The 23698-nt window shown below is 52.6% G+C and carries 20 protein-coding genes and 1 pseudogene; 10 read left to right on the top strand and 11 right to left on the bottom strand.

What is annotated here, in order from left to right; genetic code table 11:
- Nucleotides 1–152: 152 nt before the first annotated feature.
- The 5 genes from H6F59_RS17575 to tcmP form a co-directional block, all read right to left on the bottom strand.
- A complete protein-coding gene (locus tag H6F59_RS17575; protein ID WP_190517191.1) occupies nucleotides 153–317 on the bottom strand; it encodes a DUF1328 domain-containing protein in 165 nt (54 codons plus the stop codon).
- A gap of 155 nt (nucleotides 318–472) precedes the next feature.
- The gene (locus H6F59_RS17570; RefSeq protein ID WP_199325838.1) at nucleotides 473–1468 is read right to left on the bottom strand and encodes an aldo/keto reductase; all 996 of its coding nucleotides are present in this window, start codon (nucleotides 1466–1468) and stop codon (nucleotides 473–475) included.
- A gap of 261 nt (nucleotides 1469–1729) precedes the next feature.
- Nucleotides 1730–2284 (bottom strand): methylated-DNA--[protein]-cysteine S-methyltransferase, encoded by a 555-nt coding sequence (locus H6F59_RS17565; RefSeq protein ID WP_190702911.1) that lies wholly within the window; start codon nucleotides 2282–2284, stop codon nucleotides 1730–1732.
- Between the two features lie 414 nt (nucleotides 2285–2698).
- Nucleotides 2699–3004 (bottom strand): hypothetical protein, encoded by a 306-nt coding sequence (locus H6F59_RS17560; protein ID WP_190702907.1) that lies wholly within the window; start codon nucleotides 3002–3004, stop codon nucleotides 2699–2701.
- A gap of 289 nt (nucleotides 3005–3293) precedes the next feature.
- Nucleotides 3294–4229, bottom strand: coding sequence for a three-Cys-motif partner protein TcmP (gene tcmP, locus H6F59_RS17555; RefSeq protein WP_190702904.1), 936 nt, complete (start codon nucleotides 4227–4229; stop codon nucleotides 3294–3296).
- A 139-nt stretch (nucleotides 4230–4368) separates the two neighbouring features.
- Between tcmP and H6F59_RS17550 the strand changes: the two genes are divergently transcribed.
- The 3 genes from H6F59_RS17550 (at nucleotide 4369) to H6F59_RS17540 (ending at nucleotide 6843) form a co-directional block, all read left to right on the top strand.
- On the top strand, nucleotides 4369–5316 hold the full coding sequence (locus H6F59_RS17550) for a radical SAM protein (RefSeq protein WP_190702900.1): 948 nt from the start codon (nucleotides 4369–4371) through the stop codon (nucleotides 5314–5316).
- A gap of 133 nt (nucleotides 5317–5449) precedes the next feature.
- Nucleotides 5450–5875, top strand: a complete 426-nt coding sequence (locus H6F59_RS17545) for a cytidine deaminase (protein WP_190702897.1) — start codon at nucleotides 5450–5452, stop codon at nucleotides 5873–5875.
- 383 nt (nucleotides 5876–6258) lie between these two features.
- Entirely contained in the window at nucleotides 6259–6843 is a 585-nt protein-coding gene (locus H6F59_RS17540; RefSeq protein ID WP_190702893.1) for a hypothetical protein, read from the top strand.
- Between the two features lie 125 nt (nucleotides 6844–6968).
- Here the strand turns inward: H6F59_RS17540 and H6F59_RS17535 are convergent, their stop codons facing one another.
- A complete protein-coding gene (locus tag H6F59_RS17535) occupies nucleotides 6969–7184 on the bottom strand; it encodes a Nif11-like leader peptide family natural product precursor (protein ID WP_190517209.1) in 216 nt (71 codons plus the stop codon).
- 557 nt (nucleotides 7185–7741) lie between these two features.
- Here H6F59_RS17535 and H6F59_RS17530 point away from each other — a divergent pair.
- Nucleotides 7742–7990 carry a hypothetical protein gene (locus H6F59_RS17530; RefSeq protein ID WP_190702890.1) on the top strand — a complete coding sequence of 83 codons (249 nt, stop codon included), beginning with the start codon at nucleotides 7742–7744 and terminating at the stop codon, nucleotides 7988–7990.
- Nucleotides 7991–8034: 44 nt separating this feature from the next.
- Here H6F59_RS17530 and H6F59_RS17525 read toward each other — a convergent pair whose 3' ends face one another.
- On the bottom strand, nucleotides 8035–10425 hold the full coding sequence (locus H6F59_RS17525) for a lipopolysaccharide assembly protein LapB (protein ID WP_190702887.1): 2391 nt from the start codon (nucleotides 10423–10425) through the stop codon (nucleotides 8035–8037).
- A gap of 392 nt (nucleotides 10426–10817) precedes the next feature.
- Here H6F59_RS17525 and arr point away from each other — a divergent pair, with 392 nt between their 5' ends.
- From arr to H6F59_RS27690, 4 genes and pseudogenes are all read left to right on the top strand, one after another.
- Nucleotides 10818–11234, top strand: a complete 417-nt coding sequence (arr, locus tag H6F59_RS17520; protein ID WP_190702884.1) for an NAD(+)--rifampin ADP-ribosyltransferase — start codon at nucleotides 10818–10820, stop codon at nucleotides 11232–11234.
- 147 nt (nucleotides 11235–11381) lie between these two features.
- Nucleotides 11382–11924: pseudogene (locus H6F59_RS27695) on the top strand (REP-associated tyrosine transposase).
- A 77-nt stretch (nucleotides 11925–12001) separates the two neighbouring features.
- Complete coding sequence (locus tag H6F59_RS17510; protein ID WP_190702881.1) at nucleotides 12002–13054, top strand: oxidoreductase; 1053 nt, start codon at nucleotides 12002–12004, stop codon at nucleotides 13052–13054.
- A gap of 64 nt (nucleotides 13055–13118) precedes the next feature.
- On the top strand, nucleotides 13119–13616 hold the full coding sequence (locus H6F59_RS27690) for an SUKH-3 domain-containing protein (RefSeq protein ID WP_190702879.1): 498 nt from the start codon (nucleotides 13119–13121) through the stop codon (nucleotides 13614–13616).
- A 188-nt stretch (nucleotides 13617–13804) separates the two neighbouring features.
- On the opposite strand, the gene H6F59_RS27685 is transcribed toward H6F59_RS27690, so the two are convergent.
- From H6F59_RS27685 to H6F59_RS17485, 4 genes are all read right to left on the bottom strand, one after another.
- Nucleotides 13805–13927 (bottom strand): transposase, encoded by a 123-nt coding sequence (locus tag H6F59_RS27685; RefSeq protein WP_190702876.1) that lies wholly within the window; start codon nucleotides 13925–13927, stop codon nucleotides 13805–13807.
- 117 nt (nucleotides 13928–14044) lie between these two features.
- Nucleotides 14045–14836 carry an SDR family oxidoreductase gene (locus H6F59_RS17495; protein ID WP_190702873.1) on the bottom strand — a complete coding sequence of 264 codons (792 nt, stop codon included), beginning with the start codon at nucleotides 14834–14836 and terminating at the stop codon, nucleotides 14045–14047.
- Between the two features lie 410 nt (nucleotides 14837–15246).
- The gene (gene katG, locus H6F59_RS17490) at nucleotides 15247–17574 is read right to left on the bottom strand and encodes a catalase/peroxidase HPI (RefSeq protein ID WP_242021530.1); all 2328 of its coding nucleotides are present in this window, start codon (nucleotides 17572–17574) and stop codon (nucleotides 15247–15249) included.
- A gap of 93 nt (nucleotides 17575–17667) precedes the next feature.
- Complete coding sequence (locus H6F59_RS17485) at nucleotides 17668–18228, bottom strand: peroxiredoxin (protein ID WP_190702870.1); 561 nt, start codon at nucleotides 18226–18228, stop codon at nucleotides 17668–17670.
- Between the two features lie 436 nt (nucleotides 18229–18664).
- Here H6F59_RS17485 and H6F59_RS17480 point away from each other — a divergent pair, with 436 nt between their 5' ends.
- Both H6F59_RS17480 and clpB read left to right on the top strand, forming a co-directional pair.
- Nucleotides 18665–20764 (top strand): FAD-dependent oxidoreductase, encoded by a 2100-nt coding sequence (locus H6F59_RS17480; RefSeq protein WP_190702867.1) that lies wholly within the window; start codon nucleotides 18665–18667, stop codon nucleotides 20762–20764.
- Between the two features lie 196 nt (nucleotides 20765–20960).
- On the top strand, nucleotides 20961–23576 hold the full coding sequence (gene clpB, locus H6F59_RS17475) for an ATP-dependent chaperone ClpB (RefSeq protein ID WP_190517234.1): 2616 nt from the start codon (nucleotides 20961–20963) through the stop codon (nucleotides 23574–23576).
- The last annotated feature ends 122 nt before the right edge of the window (nucleotides 23577–23698 follow it).

The following is a 23698-nucleotide window of genomic DNA, read 5'->3' as shown; positions in this document are numbered from 1 at the left end:
TCAACCTGCCAACTTGGACAGTCCATGGGTTGGCTGACTTTTCTGACCTGTATGTGGGTTTATCGCCAAAAAAATCCCCTTTCGCCGTCAAGCAAAGGGGGAGTAATTCGCGCAAACATATCTGTTGCTGATCGCTCGCTGGCTTCAAAAGCCTAGGCGCGCTTGACGAGATTCATAACCAGCGACACGACAAAGATGGCCAAGAAAATGTAGAACAAAAGTTGGGCGATGCCTGCGGCGGTGCCGGCTACACCACTAAACCCAAAGAACGCGGCAATCAAAGCGACAACTAAAAAAAGCAACGCGTAACGCAGCATGGGGGTGCTCCAAAACTGGGATAGGAACTCAACTGCCTTGCCTGATGCGACCATTATCGAGACCGGTAAGTCACCGCGCATCTCCCCTGCGGCTACTCTTAATCTCTAGTTAACGATGTAGGCAAAAATCAGCAATATCTATCTAAAGGAATAGGCTAGCGGGACTGAAAGTTGTTCTGCACCATGCGACCGTTGCTGCGGTTGGCTGCTCGATCTAGCTCTTCAACTTCTCCAGCGTCTAGCCGCCAGCCCAGGGCATCGGTATTCTGCTGCGCTTGAGCTAGGGTTTTGGCTCCTGGAATTGGCATGGTGCCTTTGCAAATGCACCAGTTGAGAGCGACTTGAGCCGAGGTTTTTTGGCGATGGGCAGCGATCGCCCCCAGCACCTCCAGCAGCGGCTGAATTTTGGGCAGCAGTCGGCGAAATAGCAGACCCCGCAGGCCGGAGGGAAACGGCCCCTGAGCGGAGTATTTGCCGGTCAGCAATCCTAGAGCCAGGGGGCTATAGGCGATCAGGCGAATGCCCAGTTCGTCGCAGAGATCTTTGAGGCCTAGCTCGGTCACGGGGTAGGTTGACAGCAGCGAATACTGCACTTGCAGCGTGGCGATCGCCAGTCCCCGATCTTGCAGCCGCTGGTGGGCCAGCTTGAGCCGCTTGGGGCCAAAGTTTGACAGGCCGATCGCCCGCGCCTTTCCCTGAACGCACAGCTCTATTAGCCCATCGAGAAATGGGCCTTCCTGCCAGGGGGCGTAGTTGGCGGTAGACCAGTGCATCTGGGCCAGGTCGATGGGGCGGCCCAGCCGCTCGACGGAGGCGGCTCCGGCTTTCACCACCGACCCGGCGGTGAGTCGCCAGGGGTAGGCGGCCAGCTTCGTCGCCAGGCAGAGGGCATCTTGGTTTGGCCCCGTGTAGCTCTGGGCAAACTGCCCCAGCAAGACTTCGCTACGGCCATTAAGCCGTCCGGTGCCGTAGGAGTCGCCGCTGTCGAACAGGGTGACGCCGTGGCTGACGCAGTGGTTAAAGACCTGGTGCAACTCGTCATCCATGGTGGGGTCGTAGCCCCACAGCAGCCGGTTGCCCCAGGCCCAGGTGCCACAGCCCATCTCGGGCAGGGTGAGGGGCGATCGCAGATCCGGTGCAGACATGGTCATGGGGCGTGCCAAAGGAAACGGGTATCTACCATTATTCCAGGCTGGGTCGCCCCGATATGAGCTAAAGCCCGAGCGACAATTCTTGTTGAATCGCACCTTGGTTGGCCAGATTGAAGCCTTCGTGGCCCACCCTGCGGGAAGCAAGCTACACCCTAAATCCCTCTCCCAAATTGGGAGAGGGACTTTGAGAGGTCCGGCTCCCCTCTCCTCTCTGGGGGAGAGGAAAGGGGACTTTGCGATCTTAATGAACCGACGCAATAGCTAAAGCCCGAGCGCTAGTTCTTGCTGAATCGAGCTTAGGTTGGCTAAATTGACGCCTTCGTGGTGCAGCAGCCATTGTTTGCGCGCTAGGCCGCCCGCGTAGCCGGTGAGCTGGCCGTTGGTGCCGACGACGCGATGGCAGGGTAGGGCGATCGCGATGGGGTTGAGCGAGTTGGCCATGCCCACTGCTCGATAGGCTGTGGGTTTGTCCAGTTTTTTCGCCAGTTCGCCGTAGGTGGCCACGGTGCCAGCGGGTATTTGGCGCAGCGCTAGCCACACCTGCTGCTGAAAGGCGGTGCCCCCTGGGTTGACGGGCACGGCGTCGAAACTGTGCAGATCGCCCGCAAGGTAGGCTTTGAGGCGATCGCTAAAGCCCTGGGGGTTGGTGCTGGGTGTTAGGGTTACCGCGGCAAACCGCTTTTTGAGCAAGGTCAGCAGGCGAGTTTGGTAGTCGGCAAAGTCGAGGGCGCAGAGCGACGCACCGTCTGACACCAGTAGAATGTCGCCGATCGCAGAGGGCAGGGTGTCGATCCAGAGTTCGGTGGGCAGGGGCATTTTCGCCAGCTCGATAGGCCGATGCAGGTATTTTAGGATGCAGAGGTCTATTGCAGAGGGATAGGGCTACTTAGTAAGGCTTATTGCAAGGTTAGTAAGGCTTACTGTGGAGTTAGTAAAGCTTACTGCGAGGTTAGTAAGGCTTATTGCGGAGTTAGTAAAGCTTACTGCGAGGTTAGTAAGGCTTACTGTGGAGTTAGTAAAGCTTACTGCGAGGTTAGTAAGCCTTACTGCGAAGTTGTTAAGCCTTACTGTGAGGTTAGTAAGCCTTACTGCGAGGTTAGTAAGGCTATGTGCGGCCTTGGGTTGTTAAGCGGGCTGCTTGGTATGCCAAGTTTGGGAGCCGGTGAGCTTGTTTTTTTGCGATCGCAGCCCCCGACAACAAAGGGTATGCCGTCGGGGGCAAGGGGTGCATTACTCAATCAGCACGGTTTTGGTGGCGATCGCCATCCAGATGGTGCCTCCTGAGGAGGTGGCCCCAAGTATGTCGCTGTTGGGCGGCATGGGGATGGGGTCGCTCCAGTCGTTGGGGTCGGTGTAGCCTAGGGCATGGAGGATTTTGATGGTGCGGTCTATGCCGGCGAGGCTGCCGTAGAGCATGTGTCGCACTTTCTCGGGGTTTAGGGACCGGGTGCCTTTGCTAGTTGCCCCAGATGGCGGCAGTGGCAGGGACTCGGTCTCTTGGTCATCGCTGGCATCGGGTTCGAGATATTCAAACATGGGTTCTGTTTCCTTTGTGGATGGAAAGAAACAGAACGCGAAAACCCTAGCCACCCGCAGCTGAAGTGCAAACTGAGGGGGCTAGGGTACGATGAGCCTAGCCTCGCAATCTGCGTGCTAGATTTGCGGGGTTAGCTGTCTGTTGGTGCCGTTAACACCTTCAGGCAGCGCTAAGATTTTCGAGTTCTGCGTGGTCACCGCTCTGGCTGAACGGCTTGACGATAAAGAATACTCGCACAAGAACTTTAGGTCAACCGTAGCAGCGTAATTAGTATTACAAATTCCAAGTTTAAATATTCAGGCCAGGAATAGTAGGATAAGTTGTTTTGTTACTCGGTTGCTTTTTTTCGGGTTGCTCAAGAACATGCTGCGCAATTTTGACTGCACTTTTCACATTTCGATTGCTGCAAGCGAAGCAAAGTAAATATAAAGGAGTATTTCTTGAATTAACTAACCAAAGAGGATTTTCGGCTACTCCTCCATGAAACACTTCCTTTAACCGTCCAATAAAATATTTCTTAATGTCTTCCAAGTCCGCTATTTTATTATATTCAATAGTGTTCTCGCCGAATAAGTCGAGATTTTGATTAGCTTGATAGAAAAGATCAAACCAATCAGTTGAACCAAATGTTTGATTTAGTCTATCTTTGATTTTTATACTGATTTTTCCATCTCTTCGCAAAAGTCTATTAATAGCTATTCCTGCTGGAAATAAATACCATAAATCAATTCCACCAGTATTCGCAATATCCTGAATCGTCGTCCAAGGAATTTGCATCCCATAAGGATCTAAGAAGATCACAGCTCTTTGCTTTCGCCAATCTGACTCTTTGCAAAACCTTTTCAAGAAAACATTTGAATCCTCAGATATTACGGATATATGAGATTCTGGAAAATCTAATTTCATTCTTTCGAGATCTCTTGCTTTTTTCGGATCTTTATCAATAAAGTAGTATTGACGAAAACTAGGCTTTACACCAAGAGCTATTCTCGCAGATCCCTCAATAAACTCTTTTCCCTCACCTTCGGTCAGCTCAGGGAAAATTTCTATTTGCTCATCTTCAACAGAAAGTTTAGAATTAACATAACCTGTGCCCGCAAAAGCATCTATATATGAATAGTGATAATCTCTATCCTTGAGAATCTGAACATAAGCTGAAAGATATTTTGAGACTCTATTCAGTTTTTCCTTTGTCCAATCTCCCCCAAAAACGTGCTCCACCATAGCTTCTCTTTTATAAATTAATAGCTTCCACAAGATGATGATGATTCAATTCACATAAAAAAACCGTAAACTTTAGACAACTTTTAGTATATTTCTAGGCTCAGACCAATAGAATGAATGTACTAGTTTGGATTCTGAGATGAGAGGCATTGTCAGAGGTAGTGAAAAAATTGTTAATCCTTTACAAGAAAGTGCTCTTCACAAGAAAGGCTTATGTGATTACGTAGTTAATATTGCGTCTGGTTGTCTGCATGGCTGTACATTTTGTTACGTTCCGGCGACTCCTGCAATACGTACACGCAAAGCGATTCTTGCGGAGGCTGGTGTGGAAGACCCGCAAATGGAATGGGGAAACTATCTTTTTACTCGTGACAATATCCCCTCTCAATTAGAAGACTTGATTGAGCGTAAAAGAAACTGGAAAGTGACAGAGAGTGGCAAAGGAGTTGTTCTACTCTGTTCTGGAACGGACCCTTACCAGACCAAGGAAACTGCTTTGATTACAAGAGAAACAGTCAAGATTTTACTTCGTTACAAAAAGAGAGTTCGAATCCTTACTAGAAGTCCTTTGTGGATTAAAGATTTAGATATTCTTTGTAATGAGAATGTTACGGTTGGCATGAGCTTGCCTCATTTTGAGGATGAATTAAGTAAAGTTGTAGAACCTTATTCCCCATCTCCTTCGGCACGCTACAACGCAATGATTAAAGGAGCTAAGGCAGGATGCCGTCTTTTCGTCGCAGCGGCCCCAACCCCTCCTAACATAACTTTGCGTGAGTTCGAATCATATTTTCAAAAAATATCTCGCTTAAATCCTGAAGTTGTATTTTGGGAGCCAATTAATGCTCGTGGAACAAACGGCAAAAGGATGCAAAAGGCTGGACTAAAATTTGTAGATTTGGTGATGCATGAAAAGAGCTGGGCTAACAACTTTTTAGAGCAATGGGAAATTATTGAGAGGGCAGCTGAGAACACAGGCTTTTTAAGTAAGTTGCATATTTGGCCTGACAAAGCCTTGAGAAAGTTTACTGATTCTTCAAAAGTGGATTACTGGATTGACAGGCCAACGGTTGAAAGATGGATCTAGTAAGGCAACACCAAGTAGATTATGAATAAGTGCGACTCAAATCTCTTTCAGGTTAGATTGAGCTAGCTAACCCAAAAGAGATAACTCAAGAATATTGACGAAGAGTTTTCTAGAGTGGGTATTGTGATTAAGCATGAAGCCGTACCAAGTCGATGATCAATTAGTCAATGCAGCAAAGCAACAAGCCCTGAAACGATTTCCAGAAGGATGGTCTGGAGCTGCGGCAATGTACACAGAAACAGGGCGTATTCTTACGAGTGTTTACGTTGATGCCCTTAATGCAGCAGCTTGTTTATGCCACGAAACTGGGGCAATTTGTGAAGCACATCGATTGAATGAGCGGATCTGCGCGTCAGTTTGCGTGTCTAAGGAAGAGACAGTTGAACCATTTGTCATCCTGACGCCCTGTGGTATCTGTCAAGAGCGATTAGCGTATTGGGGATTAGACGTTGAAGTGGGTGTTCCTGACAAAGCAGACCCAACTCAATACCATTCTCTAAAGTTGCGAGAGGTGCAACCCTATTATTGGCGTCAAATCTATAGTGAGAATAAGGAGTAATGCTGTATCACTCTCTGAGGTATTACAGCACAACAAATTGATTCAAGTGGATCAATGCGATCGCAGATTTCTTGTAGGTTGGGTTAACGAAGAAAACTCAACACCCCTGATAGTTTTCTTACCCAACAACCTATTCTAAGCGCAAAATTCCTTCACCGATCCATGCGCGATCGCCCGCGCCCAAACCTCAGTGCGATCGCAGATCTCTTATAGGTTGGGTTGACGAAGGAAACTCAACAATCCCAGAAAGTTCTATTTTCACCCTACTGTTGTGCGGTGAGTCATGGTCCAAGCCCTTAAGTAGAGCTTTTGGGAACTGGTGTAGTGAGAGTCAGTCATTAAGCATAGTTTGTGAATTGGCCGCACCAGGTAGGTTTCGCAAAATGTCGAGAGTACTTAAAGGAACCAGCTGGGCAATCATGCTGCTAGCTCCGCTTAGCGTGATTGCAGTAATTTGGTGTCTTTGGTTGATAGATGATTGGGGACTCACGCCAGAACGAGCCGCTAGGCGAGATGGGTTGTGTAAAGATGCCCCCACTATAAAAGCGCAACAACTGACGCCGACAACCGCAATTGTGGTTTGCCAGGGCTGGCCAACCCCTCCAGAGGGAGCGTACGTTCGCGCTTCGCGTTTGCCTTGGGGTGTTTGGTGGGCCCCTCCGAATGGAGGAACCTTTAGCTATGAATCTTCTGAGGCCGTTTCAACGGAGTTGATTGACTATATTCACTTTGGCCCTACCCAAAGTAAGCATACTTCACTTATTCTGCTTGGCCGAAGCCGCTCGGCAGAAGTGGCTGTGATGGAAGCAAGATTAAGTGATGGGAGAACTCTGAGCAATGAGGTGACTAACGGCTTATTCGTCTTTGACGCGCCAATCCAAGCTGTTGGTGTCAAGGTGGATGAATTAAAGATAATCGGGCAAGATAACCAAGTTCTTCAGCTTATCCAGGCGAAGCCAGGTTATTGAGTGCCAAGGAGCAGTGCGATCGCAGATCTTTTGTAGGTTGAGTTCACAAAGAAACCCAGCAATCTCAGCAGAGTTTTATTCCCAACCTACTAGCTAACTTGTATGACCAGATATTCAAAAAGCGTTTAATTATACTCCCCAGGAAGAACAGTTTTCACAACAGTAACTCCGCCAAAGTTCTTTCCTGACATTCTTAGTAATTCATCACCTGAAAATTCAAAACCAAGTTTTAGTGCTATTCGTGCAACATCATCTGCGGTTGATGCTCCGAGCACCTCATTTTTAAGTGCAGGGTCAGACTTCATTTTCTTTAAAAATGCTTCGAGTTGATCTAAAGCCATATCAGAAATTCCTATTCTTATTAGCTGCTTATATCTTAAAAAGAGAAACCATTACAGGCTTCAAGCAAATTCTACTATCCTTTCAAGATATCGACAATGAGCGGAAGTCTCAATTGTAAAGTTCTCTGTTGAGCTTGCAGGTTGGGTGAAGCGCCAGCATAATTCAACCTTCTGATAGTTTTCTTGCCAAACAACATACCCTGAGCACATCAATTCCTTTATCGATACATGCGCGATCGCCGCGCCCAACTCCTAGAAGCCACCTAACAAAAAAGCTTAGCTGCCAGATCTAATACTTATCTATAGTTAGAGCGCACCGCATTACCACTTTGGAGACAGTGATGCCCATCGACCAATATCTCGGTACATGGGAGCTCGTGCCCGAACTGTCGTTATACGAGGCCGCCACCCCCCCAGCGAGTGGTCGCTATACGATCGCCGAGTCAGCACCTGGCGTGCTCACCCTGCACGTGCGCTGGCAGACCGAACCCAACGGTCCAGCGAACGAAGTCACCTTTGGCGGCCAAGCAGACGGAACCCCGCACCCGCTTCCCGCCTTGCCAGACGCTCCCACCGACGGTCCCGACGCCCACACGCTAACGCGGGTCGATGCACACACTCTCGACAGCACCGCACTAGCAGACGGTGTAGCGATCGCATCGGCACGCCGAGTCGCCTCCAAAGACGGATCGTTGCTGGCGGTTGTACAAGAGCAGACAGACACCACCGGCCGCCGAACCCGCAACTTCCAGGTCTATCGCCGCGTAGCGACTGAGCTTGCCGACACCGACGCGCGCATGCCCTAACGGGGCGTTGCGCCTCACCAAGCGGCCCGACCATGCTCGGACACTCACTGTGCTGGCGTAGCCCCATAACAACCTAGTCGCAGAATCAAGGCATTACGACCAACAGGATCTTGCAAAGCTTGAGCGACTTGTAGCGCTTGCTGCTCCTGACCAATCTGAGCATATTTCAGCGCGATCGCCGCCAACAAGCTGCCCCGATCTTGCTCGTCTTCAACGGATAACGGATTTTCACCACCTCGAACGTTAATGGTCTGCGACTCCTCACCGGGAACGGTTTGCGCCATCTGGAAGGCCTGAGCCAAAGAACTTGCCGCTTGCGATCGCTGACCCACCTGGGTGTAGCGATCGGCAACTTTCAGCAGCAGGGTTGTCTTGGTGGCTGGGTCATCCAAACGATTCAGCGTCGCGAGTGCAGTTGATAGGTCCCCGCCCTCAATTGCTGCCGCGATCGCCTCGGCGATTGCGGCAGAACGACGCACGGGTGCATTAAGCATAGCGTCCGTCACCTGAATCGCGGCCTGATGTTGATTGGCAGCGGAAAATTGTGCAGAAATTGCCTGTAGCGTAGAAAGACGACTTTCCTCATCTTCGATCGTTTTCACCAGCTCAACCGCTTGATTCAAGAGTTGCGTCGCGGCTTCGGGCTGATTGGCTCTAAAGTGTTCATCTGCGATCGTCCTGAGCACTTCGGCTTTTGCAGCGGCAGAATCGATTGTATTGGCCAACTGAACAGACTGATTAAACAGTTCAGTCGCTGGGTCAATTTGCTGAACAACCAGCTGAACCTGGGCCGCAACAACCGCAAAAACTTGAGCCTGAAAGCCAGGATCAACATTTTCCTGGGCAATGGCTTGAGCACGATCAAAATCTCCAGCCTCGGCAAAACCACGAGCAATTTGCAAAAACAGGCGATCGCGCCACTCAATATAGGTCGGTGAAATGGCCTGCGTGATTTTTAGGGCGTCCTCATAGCGGTTAGCGGCGATCGCTTGATTAGCAAGCTGGGTTAGATCCTGAGCGCGACTATAGGATACGGATGTCTCTTCTGGTTCTTCTGCCAGATCGACCGTCTGCACCACCTGCAACGCCAGATCGTACTGTCCGCCTTGCACCGCTTGATCAATCAACTGCTGTCTGACCAGGTTACGGCTACTAATGTCTACGATCGCAGCAGTGTTTTGAACTGCCTGAGCTAAGGTGGCTTGAGCACGGTCGGTTTGTCCGATTTCGGCATAGAGCAAGGCGATCGCGCCGTACCCAGTTGCTTTTGCCGTTGGGTCGTCAAAATCTCCAACGAGACGCAGGGCATCATCACGTTGCCCCGCTGCGGCATACCGCACAATGATCGCAACGGCTGCTTGCTCTCGTTCAGAAACGGTGGTGCGAGTGCGAGCGCTAATTTCTAGCGCCTGACCCAATAATTCGGCGGCACGATCAGGTTGTCTGGCTCCAGCATATCTACCAGCGATCGCACCGAGAATAATCGCTCTTTGGTCATCGGCCGGTATATCTAAGGCGATCGAAGCAGCGCGATCAACTAGTCTAGTTTGATTGGGTTGTCCACCTTGATTGAGCTGTCCAGCCTTTAAGTATTCATCGATCACAGCGACCATAGCGATGGACTGGTAGTAAGGAGCATCCTCAATTTGCTGCGCGACTTGCAGGGCGCGATCTGGTTCGCCAAGCTGAGCATAGAGTCGAGCGATTGGCTCTAGCGCCCATGCCCTGCGGTTGGCATCGGGATAGGTGGCAGCTTGAGCAAACTGAAGCGACTGCGCCAAGATAGGAACAGCCGCTTGCAGTTGACGAATCGCCACATAAACTTGAGCGATGTCAGTCAACGCTTTGGTTTGAAACTCTGCGCCGCGAATCGACTGGCTTGCTTGCAAGGCCTGAGTCAAAACGGGTTGAGCTTGCTGCGGCTGCTCCAAAATGCCGTAGTAACGGGCGATCGAGGTGAGAGTTCGAGTTTTTATGGCACTATAGCCGCTGCTTAAGCTCTGCGTGACCTGCACCGCCTGCGGCAAAACGGCGGCAACCTGCTGCCGCTGCACTGGATTAGCCTGGTTGACCAGTTGCTCTAACAGGCTGCGATCAGCACTACCTTCATAGCTATTGATAATCTGATCAAGCAACGTAACTTTCGTTGAAACATCCTCCACCTGCCCGATCGCTTCAAACGCTTGAGTTAGGGCGATCGCGGCTGCCTCGGTCTGCCTATCATTGATATGCTGCCGTGCCTGATCAACCAGTCCATTTGCGACAGACTGCTCTAGCTGAGCTTGCTCTGTTGCACAATCGATCGCACTGCTTGCTGGAGAAATCACCGCTGGGGCAGTAGCTTGACTAATTTGAACGGCCAAAGCAGCCGGACAAAGCGCCACTAAACACACGACGGCACTCAGCGTTTTCAACCCTTGAGCAAACAGAAACATTACAAAACCCTGCGATCGGATGTATAAAGGAAATCTCGAAAAACTCAAAACTTGTTAAGAATAAGCACGAGGATTTAAGGGCTTTAGACTACCTACTTTGCAAACAAGACTAATGAGCCAAGGTGCCCTAACTATAATTGAAGTATTTGCGATCGCAGCTATAGCTACGTTTGTGCCAGTTGTTTATTTGGAACGATAGACTTAGTAACCCAAGCCGCTAGTTTAAGCTCTGCCGCAAAAGCTATTGAAAATTGCTTAAATATTCAGCTTCTAAAATGACCGAAACCAAAATTCTCGACAACTTTCCTGACCTAACGCAAGAAAATCTAAGGAACTGATGGCCTACGGTGCGATCGCGAGCATCGGTACTAAATAGTATGAGGAGCGAGCCAATGGCAGCCATCAACGACCTAAATTCGCAGCATTTTTACCACGGCACAAAAGCCGACCTCAAGCCAGGCGACTTAATCGTGTCCGGTTATAACTCTAACTACGGTAAGCGGAAGAAAGCAGCCTACGTTTATCTGACCGCTACCTTAGATGCCGCCATCTGGGGGGCCGAGCTAGCTCTTGGCGAAGCACACGGCAGAATCTACATCGTGGAACCGACTGGCCCCATTGAAGACGACCCCAATCTGACCGACAAGAAATTTCCCGGCAATCCAACCAAGTCATACCGCACCCGCGATCCACTTCGGGTCACGGGCGAGATCACAGATTGGCAGGGGCACCCCCCCGAACAGCTCAAAGCCATGCTCGACAACCTTGAGCGACTTAAGCAACAGGGTATTGAGGCGATCGAAGACTGAGTCTCTACTATGTATGGCGTGACTCAGTTACACCTGTTTCTGGTGGCTCGCTACTGTAGGTTGGGTGAAGCGCAGCGTAACTCAACTCCTCTGATAGTTTTCCTATCAAATAACTCACCCTAAGCGCACAAATTCCTTCACCCATCCATGCGCTACCGCCGAGCCCAAACCCCAGGGGTCACCTACTTTTTTACTGTCGTTACTTACAATCGACAAACCCTATTTCACAGCAACGAAACCGTAGCCCTACTTCGCTAAGCCTTTCATATCGCCAAAACAGAGTCTCCCTTCACCACCGACGCCATCGTCATTCTGCCTGACCATATCCACAGCATTTGGACTCTGCCCGAAAGTGATGCCGACTTTTCCTCTCGGTGGAAGCGCATCAAAGCTTGGTTTAGCCTGTGGTGCCTTGAAAACTACAAGCAACAACAATCTACTGCCCGCCTTCGCAAAGGAGAGCAAGCCATCTGGCAGCAACGGTTTTGGGAACATCAAATTCGCAATGAGACCAACTTTAGCCAGCATGTAGATTACATTCACTACAATCCGGTAAAACATAATTTGGTGAGTGGGCCGAAGGATTGGCCCTATTCAAGCTTTCACCGCTATGTTGCAGATGGGGCTTATTCGGTAGATTGGGGCACAACACAAGCAGTTGAGTTTGATGAAGAAATTGGTCGTGAGTAAGAGATGAAAGCTTAGGTTGAAGGTGTTGGGTTCCACTACGTTTCACCCAACCTATTCTGATAATTTCTGGTGGTTAGATGGTAGATGAAATCTGCGTCGGGCTGATTGGCTATGGCATGGCGGCTCGTACCTTCCACGTGCCAATCATTCAAGCAGTTCCTCAACTGAGGCTAACGAAAGTTGTAACGCGCCACCAAGACCCCTCGCTCGATCGCGATCCATCGGTTGAGGTGGTGCAAGACGCCGCCACCCTTCTGCAAGACGAAGCGATTGACCTGGTCGTGATCGCGACTCCCAACCGCTCCCATTTCGACTTGGCCAGCCAGTCTCTACTCGCCAACAAGCACGTTGTGGTCGAAAAGCCATTCACCACGTCGTCGGCCCAGGCCCAGCAGTTGATCGATTTGGCGCGCGGGCAAAACAGGCTGATCAGCGTCCATCACAACCGGCGGTGGGATGGCGATTTTCAGACCGTAAAGCAGCTGTTGGGCACCAATCTTCTGGGCCGCCTGGTCGAATACGAGGCCCATTACGATCGCTTCAGAAATTTCCTTCGGCCCAACGCCTGGCGAGAAGAAGCGGGCGAGGGCAGCGGTATTCTCTTCGATCTTGGCTCTCACCTGATCGATCAGGCGCAGGTTTTATTTGGCTTGCCGCAGATGGTGACTGCCGACCTCAGAGTGCAGCGCGATTTTGCCCAGGCGATCGACAATTTTGATCTGACGCTGCACTACGACGGGCTGAAGGTGATTCTCAAAGGGGGGATGCTAGTGCGCGGGCCGGAACCCCATTTCACCCTGCACGGCACGGCAGGCTCTTTCGTCAAATATGGCATGGACCCGCAAGAGGAAGCGCTGAAGCGCGGGCTCACCCCGACTGAACCCGGCTGGGGTGAAGAGCCAAAGGGGCGCTGGGGAACGCTCAACACGCAAATCGACGGGCTGCACGTAGAAGGGCAGGTGGAAACGCTAGCGGGTAGCTACCAGGCCTATTATCAAAACGTAGCCGATGCGATCGCCGGACGCGCCGAGCTAGCGGTTAAGCCCGAAGAGTCGCGAGACACCATTCGCATCATCGAGCTAGCAATGCAAAGTAACGAACAAAAATGTACGCTCCCCCTCTCTGTGTAAATTGAACCCAGTAGCGAGGGAGGGCTAGAAAGCGCTAACCCTTCAGCAAAAGTAAACATGAGTAATGGAAATTCCGACTGACATACTTCCTTTCTTCCAGAGCGCTGGTTGGTACCCAGAGCACAGAGTCGCTTTACCAGACAAAGCACAAAGTTTAATTCCGGAGGGGCACCCAGCAGCCATGATCTTGTCCACATTCGGTGGCTTAAAGGTCGGTCGGGTCGGGTCGGGCGAAGAATGTGCAGCGAGCGACATCATCTTCGGCTTAATCGAGGACAGTGAAGATGCCGTGAGAAGGTGGAATGATTTGCTTAAAACGAAACTCATTGGGGTCGCAGAGTATCACCACTCGCACGGGAAACTTTTTGTGGACACCGTTGGAAAATGCTACAGCCTAGGGCTACAGGGTACGTTCTGTTTTGAAGGTGATAATTTCAACGAGGCGTTCCGAAACTTGCTATTGGGGAGGCGCTCACGTCCAATGCTATTGCCGGGGGAAGAGTCGGTAATGGTGTACGGGGAGATTTATACGGTCGAGAGTCCTGAGGTATACAGGTATTAGCTCTGCCCTGCGGGGAAGCCCAAACCGACCCAAATAGGCAGGCTTATCTTCGGATGCGGATGCGTTGAGCGGCTTAGCTATTGCAGTGCACAGGATAGTTAGGACAGGTTTCTAAAGGCATCATCGACGGCGTTCCAGAGGGTATCGAAATCGCTGAGCATCTCGCGAAAATGGTGTTTTAGCGGAGCCTAGAATTTTTCAATCTTGTTGAAGTCTAGCGAATAGGGTGGTACAAGCAGAACTGTGCAATCAGCCTGCTCAATCAAATCTTGAGTGTGCTGAGACTTGTGGAAGCTAGCGTTGTCTATCACGATGACCTGCCTAGGGCACAATCAAGGCACTAGGTATTGCAGATGAAGGTGTAATTTCATTTGCTTTATCAGAGTTGGTTTGTTCCATTAGGCCACAGATGAAAAGTAGGAATATTATTACTTTTCGAAGTTATATCCCAACACCAACTTCCAGAAGCTAGAAATCCACTCTCGTGGCACAAACCTAGGTAGCGTAGCAAGAATGGGATTGATTGGATTGCCAGGAATCACGATGGGCTCTCGCTTTTCAAAAGCTTTTAAGGCATCTCGTACAACAGTTTCAATCGGCGTGTCGAATTTTATAGCCACATCGACCAGGGTCGACGGAAACCCTGCTTCTTGAAAAAACTTGACGCCAACTGGTCCTGGGCAGACAGCTAACACATGCACTCCATAGCTGCGGTTCTCTGCCCACAACGCTTCGCTAAAGCTGAGAACAAAAGCTTTTGTTGCCGCATAGATAGAGAAGTAGGGCATAGACTGAAACGCACCCACCGAAGATAGATTGATGATTCCTCCAGTTCGACGCTGCCGCATTCCAGTCAAAAAGCGATGGCTCAAATCCACAATTGTCGCAATGTTGAGTTGCACCGTTTTGAGCTGAAAATTTCGATCGCTTTCAGCGAAATCACCGTAATCTCCAATACCAGCATCGTTGACCAATAGGTCGATCGATCGTCCAAGTTGCTGTACAGTTTGAAAGATAATTTCTGTCGCGTCTGGTGCTGTCAAGTCTTGGACGATAACATCTACTTGAATTTGATGTTGATGCTTGAGGGAATTAGCAAGTTCCTGTAATTTGTCCTGGGAACGAGCAACCAGCACAAGATCGGTTTGATGTGCTGCTAGTTGTTGGGCAAATGCTGCACCAATGCCAGCAGAGGCTCCAGTAATCAAGGCTGTCGTCATGCAGGTTTATTATTTTACTCTACCAGAGTATATTCGACTAAGTTCATAGTCTCTGCATCATTCCGAAGAGCTATTACTACGGTAATTAAGGGAGTAGTAACGCGGTATCTGTATCTAACTACTCGGTTGCAGTGCATAGCGCTCCGGTGAAGTCTCGAGGGCTGCTTCGTGCCGCTGAACTGACCTGTTAGACCTCAATGCAAGTAATGAAATTTATCGAGATGCTAGCTCTACTCTGAATGTGGCTTAACGGGTTGAAGTCTGGCTCCCGTCATTTTTTTAGCCGCAAGTTAGGGCTGTAGGCAGCTTTGGTGTCAAGCCTTAAAGTAGAGAGCTGCGCTTCAAGACGAGTTGAAACGCAGCTCTCATTTCTGCCTTTGACCTCTAGTTAGCGCAGCCTCACGCTAGGGTTAAAAACCGCGCGTAGAGGTTTCCGCTAAGACTGAGCGCAGATCATAGCGATCGAGGTTCATTACCTGATCCCACGCCGCCACAAAGTCATTCACAAACTTCTGCTGCGAGTCCAAAGCGCCGTAGACTTCCGCCAGGGCGCGGAGCTGCGAGTTTGAGCCAAAGATGAGGTCAACGCGAGTGGCAATCCACTTTTGTTGGCCGGTTTTGCGATCGCTCCCTTCAAACTCATACTCATTCTCAGAGGTCGCCTTCCATTTCACGCCCAGGTCGAGCAGGTTGACGAAGAAGTCGTTGGTCAGGGTCTCGGGGCGATCGGTGAAGACGCCGTGCTTATACCCGCCAAAGTTTGCCCCCAAAACGCGCAGGCCACCAACAAGAGCCGTCATCTGAGGAGCTGACAGGCCCATCAACTGCGCCCGGTCAATCAGCAGTTCTTCCAGGGATTCGCTGTGCCTACCGCTCGTGTAGTTGCGGAACCCGTCGGCGGTTGGCTCCAGGGGAGCAAAGGATTCCACATCGGTTTTCTCTTGGGTGGCATCGGTGCGTCCCGGCTTGAAAGGCACCGTCACGTCGTGACCGGCGTTTTTCGCCGCCTGCTCAATGCCGGCGCAGCCGCCCAGCACGATCAGGTCAGCGATCGAAACCCGCTTGCCACCCGACTGCGAGCTGTTGAACTCCTGCTGAATGCCCTCCAGAGTTTGCAGCACCGTGGCCAGTTGCTCTGGCTGGTTGACTTCCCAATCCTTCTGCGGTGCTAGGCGAATGCGCGCCCCGTTTGCGCCGCCGCGCATGTCGGAGCAGCGGAACGTGGATGCCGATGCCCAGGCGGTCGAAACCAATTGAGAGACCGACAGGCCCGATTCAAGAATCTTGGCCTTGAGAGCAGCAATATCCTGCTCATCGATCAAGTCGTGGTCAACGGCGGGGACAGGATCTTGCCACAGGAACTCTTCCTGGGGAACTTCAGGGCCGAGATAGCGCGATCGCGGTCCCATGTCGCGGTGGGTCAGCTTAAACCAGGCCTTGGCAAACTGCTCGGCAAACTCATCTGGGTTGTCACGGTAGCGCTGGGCGATCTGGTTATAAGTGGGGTCCATCTTCATGGACATGTCCGCAGTGGTCATCATGGGAGCGTGCCGTCTCGACGGATCGTGGGCATCGGGCACCGTACCTGCACCAGCGTCGCCCTTAGGCTTCCATTGCCACGCGCCAGCGGGGCTCTTGGTCAGCTCCCAGTCATACTTAAACAGAGTTTCAAGGTAGCTGTTGTCCCACTGGGTCGGTGTAGGAGTCCATGCCCCTTCGATACCGCTGGTGGTCGCATCGACGCCGACCCCCGTGTTGAAGGCGTTCTTCCAGCCGAGGCCCTGATCGACGATGGTGGAACCCCCAGGTTCAGGACCGACGTGGGTGGTTTCACCCGCGCCGTGGCATTTGCCAAAGGTATGCCCGCCCGCAGTGAGCGCGACGGTCTCTTCATCGTTCATCGCCATTCGCTTAAAGGTCTCGCGAATGTCGCGCCCTGAGCCCAGTGGATCAGGCTCGCCATCTGGCCCTTCTGGGTTCACGTAGATTAGGCCCATCTGCACGGCAGCGAGGGGGTTTAGCAGCACGCGATCGTCTTCGTAACGCTCATTGCCAAGCCAGGCTTTTTCGGAGCCCCAATAGATGTCTAGCTCTGGTTCCCAGACGTCCACGCGCCCGCCCGCAAAGCCCAACGTTTTGAAGCCCATCGATTCCAGGGCGCAGTTGCCGGCGAAGATCATCAGATCGGCCCAAGAAATTTTGTTGCCGTATTTCTGTTTAATGGGCCAAAGCAGCATGCGTGCCTTGTCAAGGTTGGCATTGTCGGGCCAGCTGTTGAGCGGCTCAAACCGCTGGCTACCCGAACCCGCGCCGCCGCGACCGTCGCCAATTCGATAGGTGCCGGCACTGTGCCACGCCATCCGAATAAAGAGCGGCCCATAGTGGCCGTAGTCAGCGGGCCACCAGTCTTGGGATGTGGTCATCAGCTCATAGATGTCTGCCCTTACAGCAGCTAAATCGAGGCTCTTGAACTGCTCAGCGTAGTTGAAGTCCTCTCCCATAGGATTGGCCTTGGCTGAGTGCTGATGGAGAATGTTCAAATTCAAAGCATTCGGCCACCAGTCGCGATTCGAAGTCCCCAGCCGAGATTGAGGTCCGCTTAGAACAGGGCATTTGCTGGCGCTACTAACTGCATTGGATGTTGTGGGCTGTGGCGTCCCGGCTTCCACTTTTTCCGCGCTACTTGATGCCATAACAGATGATATGGCCCGCCAAATTTCCATTAGCTTGCCACTCATTGGGAACGGACATCTCATTTGGCTACTCGTCATAATTACTTTCCTGATTGTGGTTTAGGTGGGTTTGTTTCTTCTCTGCGTAACTCTTTTTCCCTAGGCAGAAAGCATCGTCCGCCACATCTGCATCAGCACAGCCGTCTGCTCCGGCTGTTTAGCCTCTGGATTGATGTAGTTCAACATGGTGTCGGCATTAGAAACGACAGGCATTGTCTCAAAACCATCTGGTTCTACAAACATTTTTTCAACTACCCCATCTTTCACCAGCATGGAATAGCGCCAAGAGCGGTATCCCATGCCTTTGTCAGAAAGGTTAACCAGCATCCCCATTTGACGAGTAAAGTCACCATTCACATCGGGTATAAAGCGCACCTGATCGGCTCCTTCTGCTTGAGCCCAAGACGCCAGCGAGAACGGATCGTTAACCGAAACGCAAAGCAGTTCATCAACTCCGTTCGCGCGAAATACCTGGGCATATTCGTTGTAGGCCAACAGTTGAATCGGAGAATGTGGGCAGGTAAAAGCTCCCGGCACTGCAAATGCCACCACGGTTTTGTGATCAAAAAGATCCGCTGTTGAAAGCTCGTACCCACTCACCTCTGTAAACATTCGAAAGGTGACTTGAGGAACATGCTGGCCCTCATAGTTGAAAAACATGTGCCCAGCTCCTTACTCGCATTCAATATCAGTTAGGCCCTTCTTAACTAAGAGACTGATGAGTAGAGTGACTGACCATTAGCCACCAGCTTGCGCACGGCGTTAGCAGAAACGGTCAAATCGATCGAGTTGGCCCAGCATGGCTGGAGCTTTATTAAGTACCAATCGGGTTCACAAACTCAAGCGGCATTAAGTCATACTCACTACGAGTTTGCATACTGCAAGCTTAATCAAGCAAAACTGCTCTGGGGGCACAAAGGTAAAAGTGTTTTGCAACACGTAATATCTCTACAAAATGGAATCTGTCCACAGCTAGGTGCGGACCACGTTTCCATATTTAGATTTAGCAACGCCCAACCTTTCGCCACCTATAGCCGAACCTTACAAACAGCCGATAAGCTAGAGGGTGCAATCGATACGCCCCCTTTGGTTTGCTATGAAACGCTTTTTTCGCGCTCTGACAGCTCCCCTCTTAGCTTCTACGCTGGTTGCCGGTTCTATTCCTTTGCCGATTGGCAACGCCCAGGCCCAAGAGTCGGTGTCGCCCCGCGTGGCCCAACTGCCCCAGGCTCCCGACCAGGTCGTAGAGTGCGAGCTGCTGATTGTCGGTGGTGGCCTAGCCGGTACCGCAACCGCTTACGAAAGCTTGATGATGGGCCACACCGTCTGTATGACCGAGTTAACCGACTGGGTAGGGGGGCAGATCTCATCCCAAGGCACCACGGCGCTGGATGAGTCGCGGGAGCAGCGGCGGCAGCTATTTTATTCGCGGGGGTATAAGGAGTTGCGCGATCGCGTCGAGCGCAAATACGGCAAGCTCAACCCCGGCGGCTGCTGGGTGAGCGCCTCCTGCTTCTTGCCCGCCGATGCCAACGCCATCCTCATGGAAATGCTGGCCGAGGCCGAGCGCAAGGGCGGCGGCGAACTCAAGTGGTTCCCCAATACGGTGGTCAAAGACCTGAGCCTGAGCACCGATGGCACCCAAATTGAAGAGGTGGTCGCAATTCGCCACAGCCCCGCACCGGGCACCGCACCCCTCAACAGCGACTTTCTCTCCGAAATTATTGAAGACGCCTACACCTATGACGACTCGGCCCGCCTGTCGAAGGAAATTATTCAGTTTGTGCCCGCAGGCATCGAGCTAGAGCGGGTGGAGAATGCCCCCGACAGCAAGGTGGACTGGTTTGTAGTTGAGGCCACCGAGACTGGCGAGCTGATTGCCCTAGCCAATGTGCCCTACGAGCTGGGGTTAGACCCAAGATCGCCCCTCAACCCCTCGTCGCCCGTGCAAGAGCGCGACCCCTACTGCACCCAGGGCTTTACCTACACCTTTGCCATGGAGCGCACCGCCGAGCCCCAGACCTATGATGTGCCGGACTTTTATGCCAACTACGAGCCCTACTACAGCTGGGAGCGCGAGCGTGACTCGTTGAAAAACGCCCAAGACCACTTCGACTTTGTCTTTACCTACCGCCGCCTGTGGAACGCCTCGCCTCAAACAGAAGCGAAAATCTCTGGCGTACCTCGGCCGGGCGTGGGCGACATCTCGATGCAGAACTGGACCTGGGGTAACGACTACCGCCCCGGCACCGAGCAGGACAACCTGATTCTCACCGAAGACCAGCTAGCGGCCAGTGGCCAGCTAGAGCCAGGCGGCTGGTTGGGGGGCCTGCGAGCCGAAACCCTGCGCAAGGGTGAAGAGAATGCGATCGGCTTTTTCTACTGGCTGACCACCGGCACCACCGACTCGCAGATCGACGACTCTTGGAAAGAGCCTGAACCCTATAACCGCTACCTGACGGGGCTAGATTCGCCAATGAATACGGCCCACGGCCTGTCGAAGTATCCCTACATTCGCGAGGCGCGGCGGATCATTGGTCGGCCCTCTTACGGCTACGAAAATGGGTTCATGATCAGCGAGGTCGACTTTTCGTGGAACGATTTTACCGCCGAGTTCTACAGAGAGAACCTGGATGAGGACACCTATACGTCCCTACGGCGCTACCTGGCTGGTCTAGGGACGATAGATACCTTTGCGCCTGATGCTGACCCGAATACGTTCCCGATTCGAGCGCGATCGCGCCTCTACCCCGACACCGTGGGTATTGCTCAGTACGCGATCGACTTTCACCCCTGCATGGCTGAGTACCCCGCCGAAAAACCCGGCAACATCGAGCGGCCCGGTGTGCGTCAGGCCCACGGCCAGGCCTATCCCGCCCAAATTCCCCTGCGGGCGATGATTCCTCAGCGGGTAGACAACATGCTGGTGGCCAGCAAGAGCATCGCCGCCAGCTACAGCGCCGCTGCCGCCTATCGAGTGCATTCCTTTGAGTGGTCGGTGGGGGCCGCTGCCGCCCACTCCATTGACTTCTCGCTGCGTAACGGGGTGCTGCCCTACGAGCTAGTCGATGATCTGCCTAGCTACGAGCCCCTGCTCGACCAGCTGCGGACCGAGCTGCAAACTAGCGGCAACCCGGTGCAGTTTCCGAACACCTCGATCTTCAATGAGGACTGGGGCAACTGGCGGCCTTGGTAAACTGAAACGGCTTTAGCCTCCCACCACATCTAGAGACAACCCAAAAGGAGTGCATGGCCTGGTCATGCACTCCTTTTGGCAGCTGGCGGCAACCCGCCTGAGAACAATCGTGAACACCGATCCTGCTGGATAGGACACTCTCCCTACAATGCAACCATACAGAGATTTTATGGAGTAACTCGAGAGAGCGAAGCCTATGCAACCCACCCAAAGCCAATTTACTGAAAAAGCCTGGGATGCCATTGTGCGATCGCAGGATATTGCCAAGCAGTCCCAGCAACAGCAGATCGAGAGCTACCACCTGATGCTGGCGCTGCTCGATCAAGATGGTCTGGCCAGCAGCATTTTTGCCAAGCTGGGGATGAACGGGCAGGTGCTGCGCGATCGCACCGAAGCCTTTATCAACAGCCAGCCCAAGGTCTCGGGCAGTGGCTCATCGGTATATCTGGGCAAATCCCTCGATGCCCTGCTCGATCGCGCCGACCGGTACAAAAAAGACTACGGTGACGAATATATTTCCATCGAGCACCTGATATTGGCTTACCCTGGCGACACACGCTTTGGAAAAGCTCTGTTTCAAGATTTAGGCTTGAGCGAAGCTAAGCTCAAGCAGGCTATTCAAGATATTCGAGGCACCCAAAAAGTGACCGATCAAAACCCCGAAGGCAAGTATCAATCCCTCGAAAAATATGGGCGCGACCTCACCGATGCCGCTCGGCGGGGCAAGCTCGACCCCGTGATTGGCCGCGACGATGAGATTCGCCGCACTATCCAAATTCTTTCGCGCCGCACGAAAAACAACCCGGTGCTGATTGGTGAGCCGGGGGTAGGTAAGACTGCGATCGCCGAAGGTCTGGCCCAGCGCATTGTCAGCGGTGACGTGCCCCAATCCCTCAAAGACCGCCAGCTGATCGCCCTCGACATGGGCGCGCTAATTGCCGGGGCTAAATATCGTGGCGAATTTGAAGAGCGCCTCAAGTCGGTGCTCAAAGAAGTCACCGACTCCGAAGGGCAAATCGTTCTCTTTATCGACGAGATTCACACCGTAGTGGGGGCCGGGGCCACCCAGGGGGCCATGGATGCCGGCAACCTGCTAAAGCCCATGCTGGCTCGGGGCGAGCTGCGCTGTATCGGCGCAACAACGCTGGATGAGTACCGCAAATACATCGAAAAAGACGCCGCCCTAGAGCGCCGCTTCCAGCAGGTCTATGTTGACCAGCCCACCGTGCCCGACACCATCTCAATTCTGCGCGGTTTGAAAGAACGCTACGAGGTACACCACGGGGTCAAAATCTCCGACAGCGCCCTGGTAGCTGCTGCCACCCTCTCGACCCGCTACATCTCGGATCGCTTCCTGCCCGACAAGGCCATCGACCTAGTGGACGAAGCCGCCGCCAAACTGAAAATGGAGATCACCTCCAAGCCCGAAGAGCTAGATGAAGTCGATCGCAAAATTCTTCAGCTCGAAATGGAGCGGCTGTCGCTGAAAAAAGAAGTCGACGCCGCCTCCCTAGAGCGCCTAGAGCGCATCGAGCGCGAGCTAGCCGATCTCAAAGAGCAGCAGAGCGCCCTGAATGCCCAGTGGCAGTCTGAAAAAGACACCATCGACAACATTCAGTCGGTCAAAGAAGAGATCGACCAGGTCAACATCGAAATTCAGCAGGCCGAGCGCGACTACGACCTGAATCGGGCGGCCGAACTCAAGTACGGCAAGCTCACCGAGCTCCAGCGCCAGCTCGAAACCGCTGAAACTCAGCTAGCCGACACCCAGACCACCGGCAAAACCCTGCTGCGCGAAGAGGTGACTGAAGCAGACATCGCTGAAATCATCTCCAAGTGGACGGGCATTCCGGTCAGCAAGCTAGTGCAGTCTGAAATGCAGAAGCTCTTGCTGCTCGAAGACGAACTGCACCAGCGGGTGATCGGCCAGGAGGAGGCAGTGACGGCGGTGGCCGATGCGATTCAGCGATCGCGGGCAGGCCTTGCCGATCCCAACCGTCCGATCGCCAGCTTCATCTTCCTCGGCCCCACCGGCGTGGGCAAAACCGAGCTGGCCAAGGCTCTAGCCGCCTACCTGTTCGACACCGAAGAGGCTCTGGTGCGCATCGACATGTCGGAATACATGGAAAAGCATGCCGTCTCACGCCTAATTGGTGCGCCTCCAGGCTACGTCGGCTATGACGAAGGCGGTCAGCTCACTGAGGCGATTCGCCGCCGCCCCTTCGCGGTGATTCTGTTCGACGAGATCGAGAAGGCTCACCCCGACGTGTTTAACGTCATGCTGCAAATTCTTGACGATGGCCGCGTCACTGATGCCCAGGGCCGCACGGTGGACTTCAAAAACTCCATCATCATCATGACCAGCAACATCGGCTCCCAGTTCATTCTCGACGTAGCTGGGGACGACGCTAAGTACGACGAGATGAAATCGCGGGTGATGGATGCCCTGCGAGGCAACTTCCGGCCCGAGTTCCTCAACCGAGTCGATGAAATGATCATCTTCCACGGGTTGCTCAAGTCGCAGCTACGGGAAATTGTCAAACTGCAAGTCGCCCGACTCGAAGCCCGGCTTGAAGACCGCAAGATGGCCGTCAAACTTAGCGAATCGGCCCTCGACTTTTTGGCTGAAGTTGGCTACGACCCCGTTTACGGGGCTCGTCCCCTGAAGCGCGCCATCCAGCGCGAGCTCGAAACTCAAATTGCCAAATCGATTCTGCGCGGTGAGTTTGGCGAAGGCGACACCATCCATGTGGATGTCGAAAATGAGCGGCTTGCCTTTAGACGGCTCAACGCCGACCTGCTTAAGGTCTAGCTTGCTTAAATCCTAGGGAAAGGGGCCCTCCCCTTTCCTTAGATGTGAATCTTTGAAACAAGCCGCAGCGTTTTGAAGGGTTACGGTTGCGTGGTTTCATCTGGGTTTGGCAATATGGGTCA

This window comes from Nodosilinea sp. FACHB-141 (assembly GCF_014696135.1).
Lineage (GTDB): Bacteria > Cyanobacteriota > Cyanobacteriia > Phormidesmidales > Phormidesmidaceae > Nodosilinea.
The sequence above is the reverse complement of the archived record's forward strand: the minus strand, read 5'-3'. Positions and strand labels throughout refer to the sequence as shown.

What these genes read in the sequence shown, in the direction of transcription:
- H6F59_RS27690 (WP_190702879.1), top strand. Translation starts at nt 13,119, where the DNA reads ATGGAAATTCCGACTGACATACTTCCTTTCTTCCAGAGCGCTGGTTGG.
- katG (WP_242021530.1), bottom strand. Translation starts at nt 17,574, where the DNA reads ATGAGTGGCAAGCTAATGGAAATTTGGCGGGCCATATCATCTGTTATG.
- H6F59_RS17565 (WP_190702911.1), bottom strand. Translation starts at nt 2,284, where the DNA reads ATGCCCCTGCCCACCGAACTCTGGATCGACACCCTGCCCTCTGCGATC.
- H6F59_RS17495 (WP_190702873.1), bottom strand. Translation starts at nt 14,836, where the DNA reads ATGACGACAGCCTTGATTACTGGAGCCTCTGCTGGCATTGGTGCAGCA.
- H6F59_RS17510 (WP_190702881.1), top strand. Translation starts at nt 12,002, where the DNA reads ATGGTAGATGAAATCTGCGTCGGGCTGATTGGCTATGGCATGGCGGCT.
- arr (WP_190702884.1), top strand. Translation starts at nt 10,818, where the DNA reads ATGGCAGCCATCAACGACCTAAATTCGCAGCATTTTTACCACGGCACA.
- H6F59_RS17560 (WP_190702907.1), bottom strand. Translation starts at nt 3,004, where the DNA reads ATGTTTGAATATCTCGAACCCGATGCCAGCGATGACCAAGAGACCGAG.
- H6F59_RS17535 (WP_190517209.1), bottom strand. Translation starts at nt 7,184, where the DNA reads ATGGCTTTAGATCAACTCGAAGCATTTTTAAAGAAAATGAAGTCTGAC.
- tcmP (WP_190702904.1), bottom strand. Translation starts at nt 4,229, where the DNA reads ATGGTGGAGCACGTTTTTGGGGGAGATTGGACAAAGGAAAAACTGAAT.
- H6F59_RS17540 (WP_190702893.1), top strand. Translation starts at nt 6,259, where the DNA reads ATGTCGAGAGTACTTAAAGGAACCAGCTGGGCAATCATGCTGCTAGCT.
- H6F59_RS17485 (WP_190702870.1), bottom strand. Translation starts at nt 18,228, where the DNA reads ATGTTTTTCAACTATGAGGGCCAGCATGTTCCTCAAGTCACCTTTCGA.
- H6F59_RS17545 (WP_190702897.1), top strand. Translation starts at nt 5,450, where the DNA reads ATGAAGCCGTACCAAGTCGATGATCAATTAGTCAATGCAGCAAAGCAA.
- H6F59_RS17480 (WP_190702867.1), top strand. Translation starts at nt 18,665, where the DNA reads ATGAAACGCTTTTTTCGCGCTCTGACAGCTCCCCTCTTAGCTTCTACG.
- H6F59_RS17525 (WP_190702887.1), bottom strand. Translation starts at nt 10,425, where the DNA reads ATGTTTCTGTTTGCTCAAGGGTTGAAAACGCTGAGTGCCGTCGTGTGT.
- H6F59_RS17570 (WP_199325838.1), bottom strand. Translation starts at nt 1,468, where the DNA reads ATGACCATGTCTGCACCGGATCTGCGATCGCCCCTCACCCTGCCCGAG.
- H6F59_RS17575 (WP_190517191.1), bottom strand. Translation starts at nt 317, where the DNA reads ATGCTGCGTTACGCGTTGCTTTTTTTAGTTGTCGCTTTGATTGCCGCG.
- H6F59_RS17550 (WP_190702900.1), top strand. Translation starts at nt 4,369, where the DNA reads ATGAGAGGCATTGTCAGAGGTAGTGAAAAAATTGTTAATCCTTTACAA.
- clpB (WP_190517234.1), top strand. Translation starts at nt 20,961, where the DNA reads ATGCAACCCACCCAAAGCCAATTTACTGAAAAAGCCTGGGATGCCATT.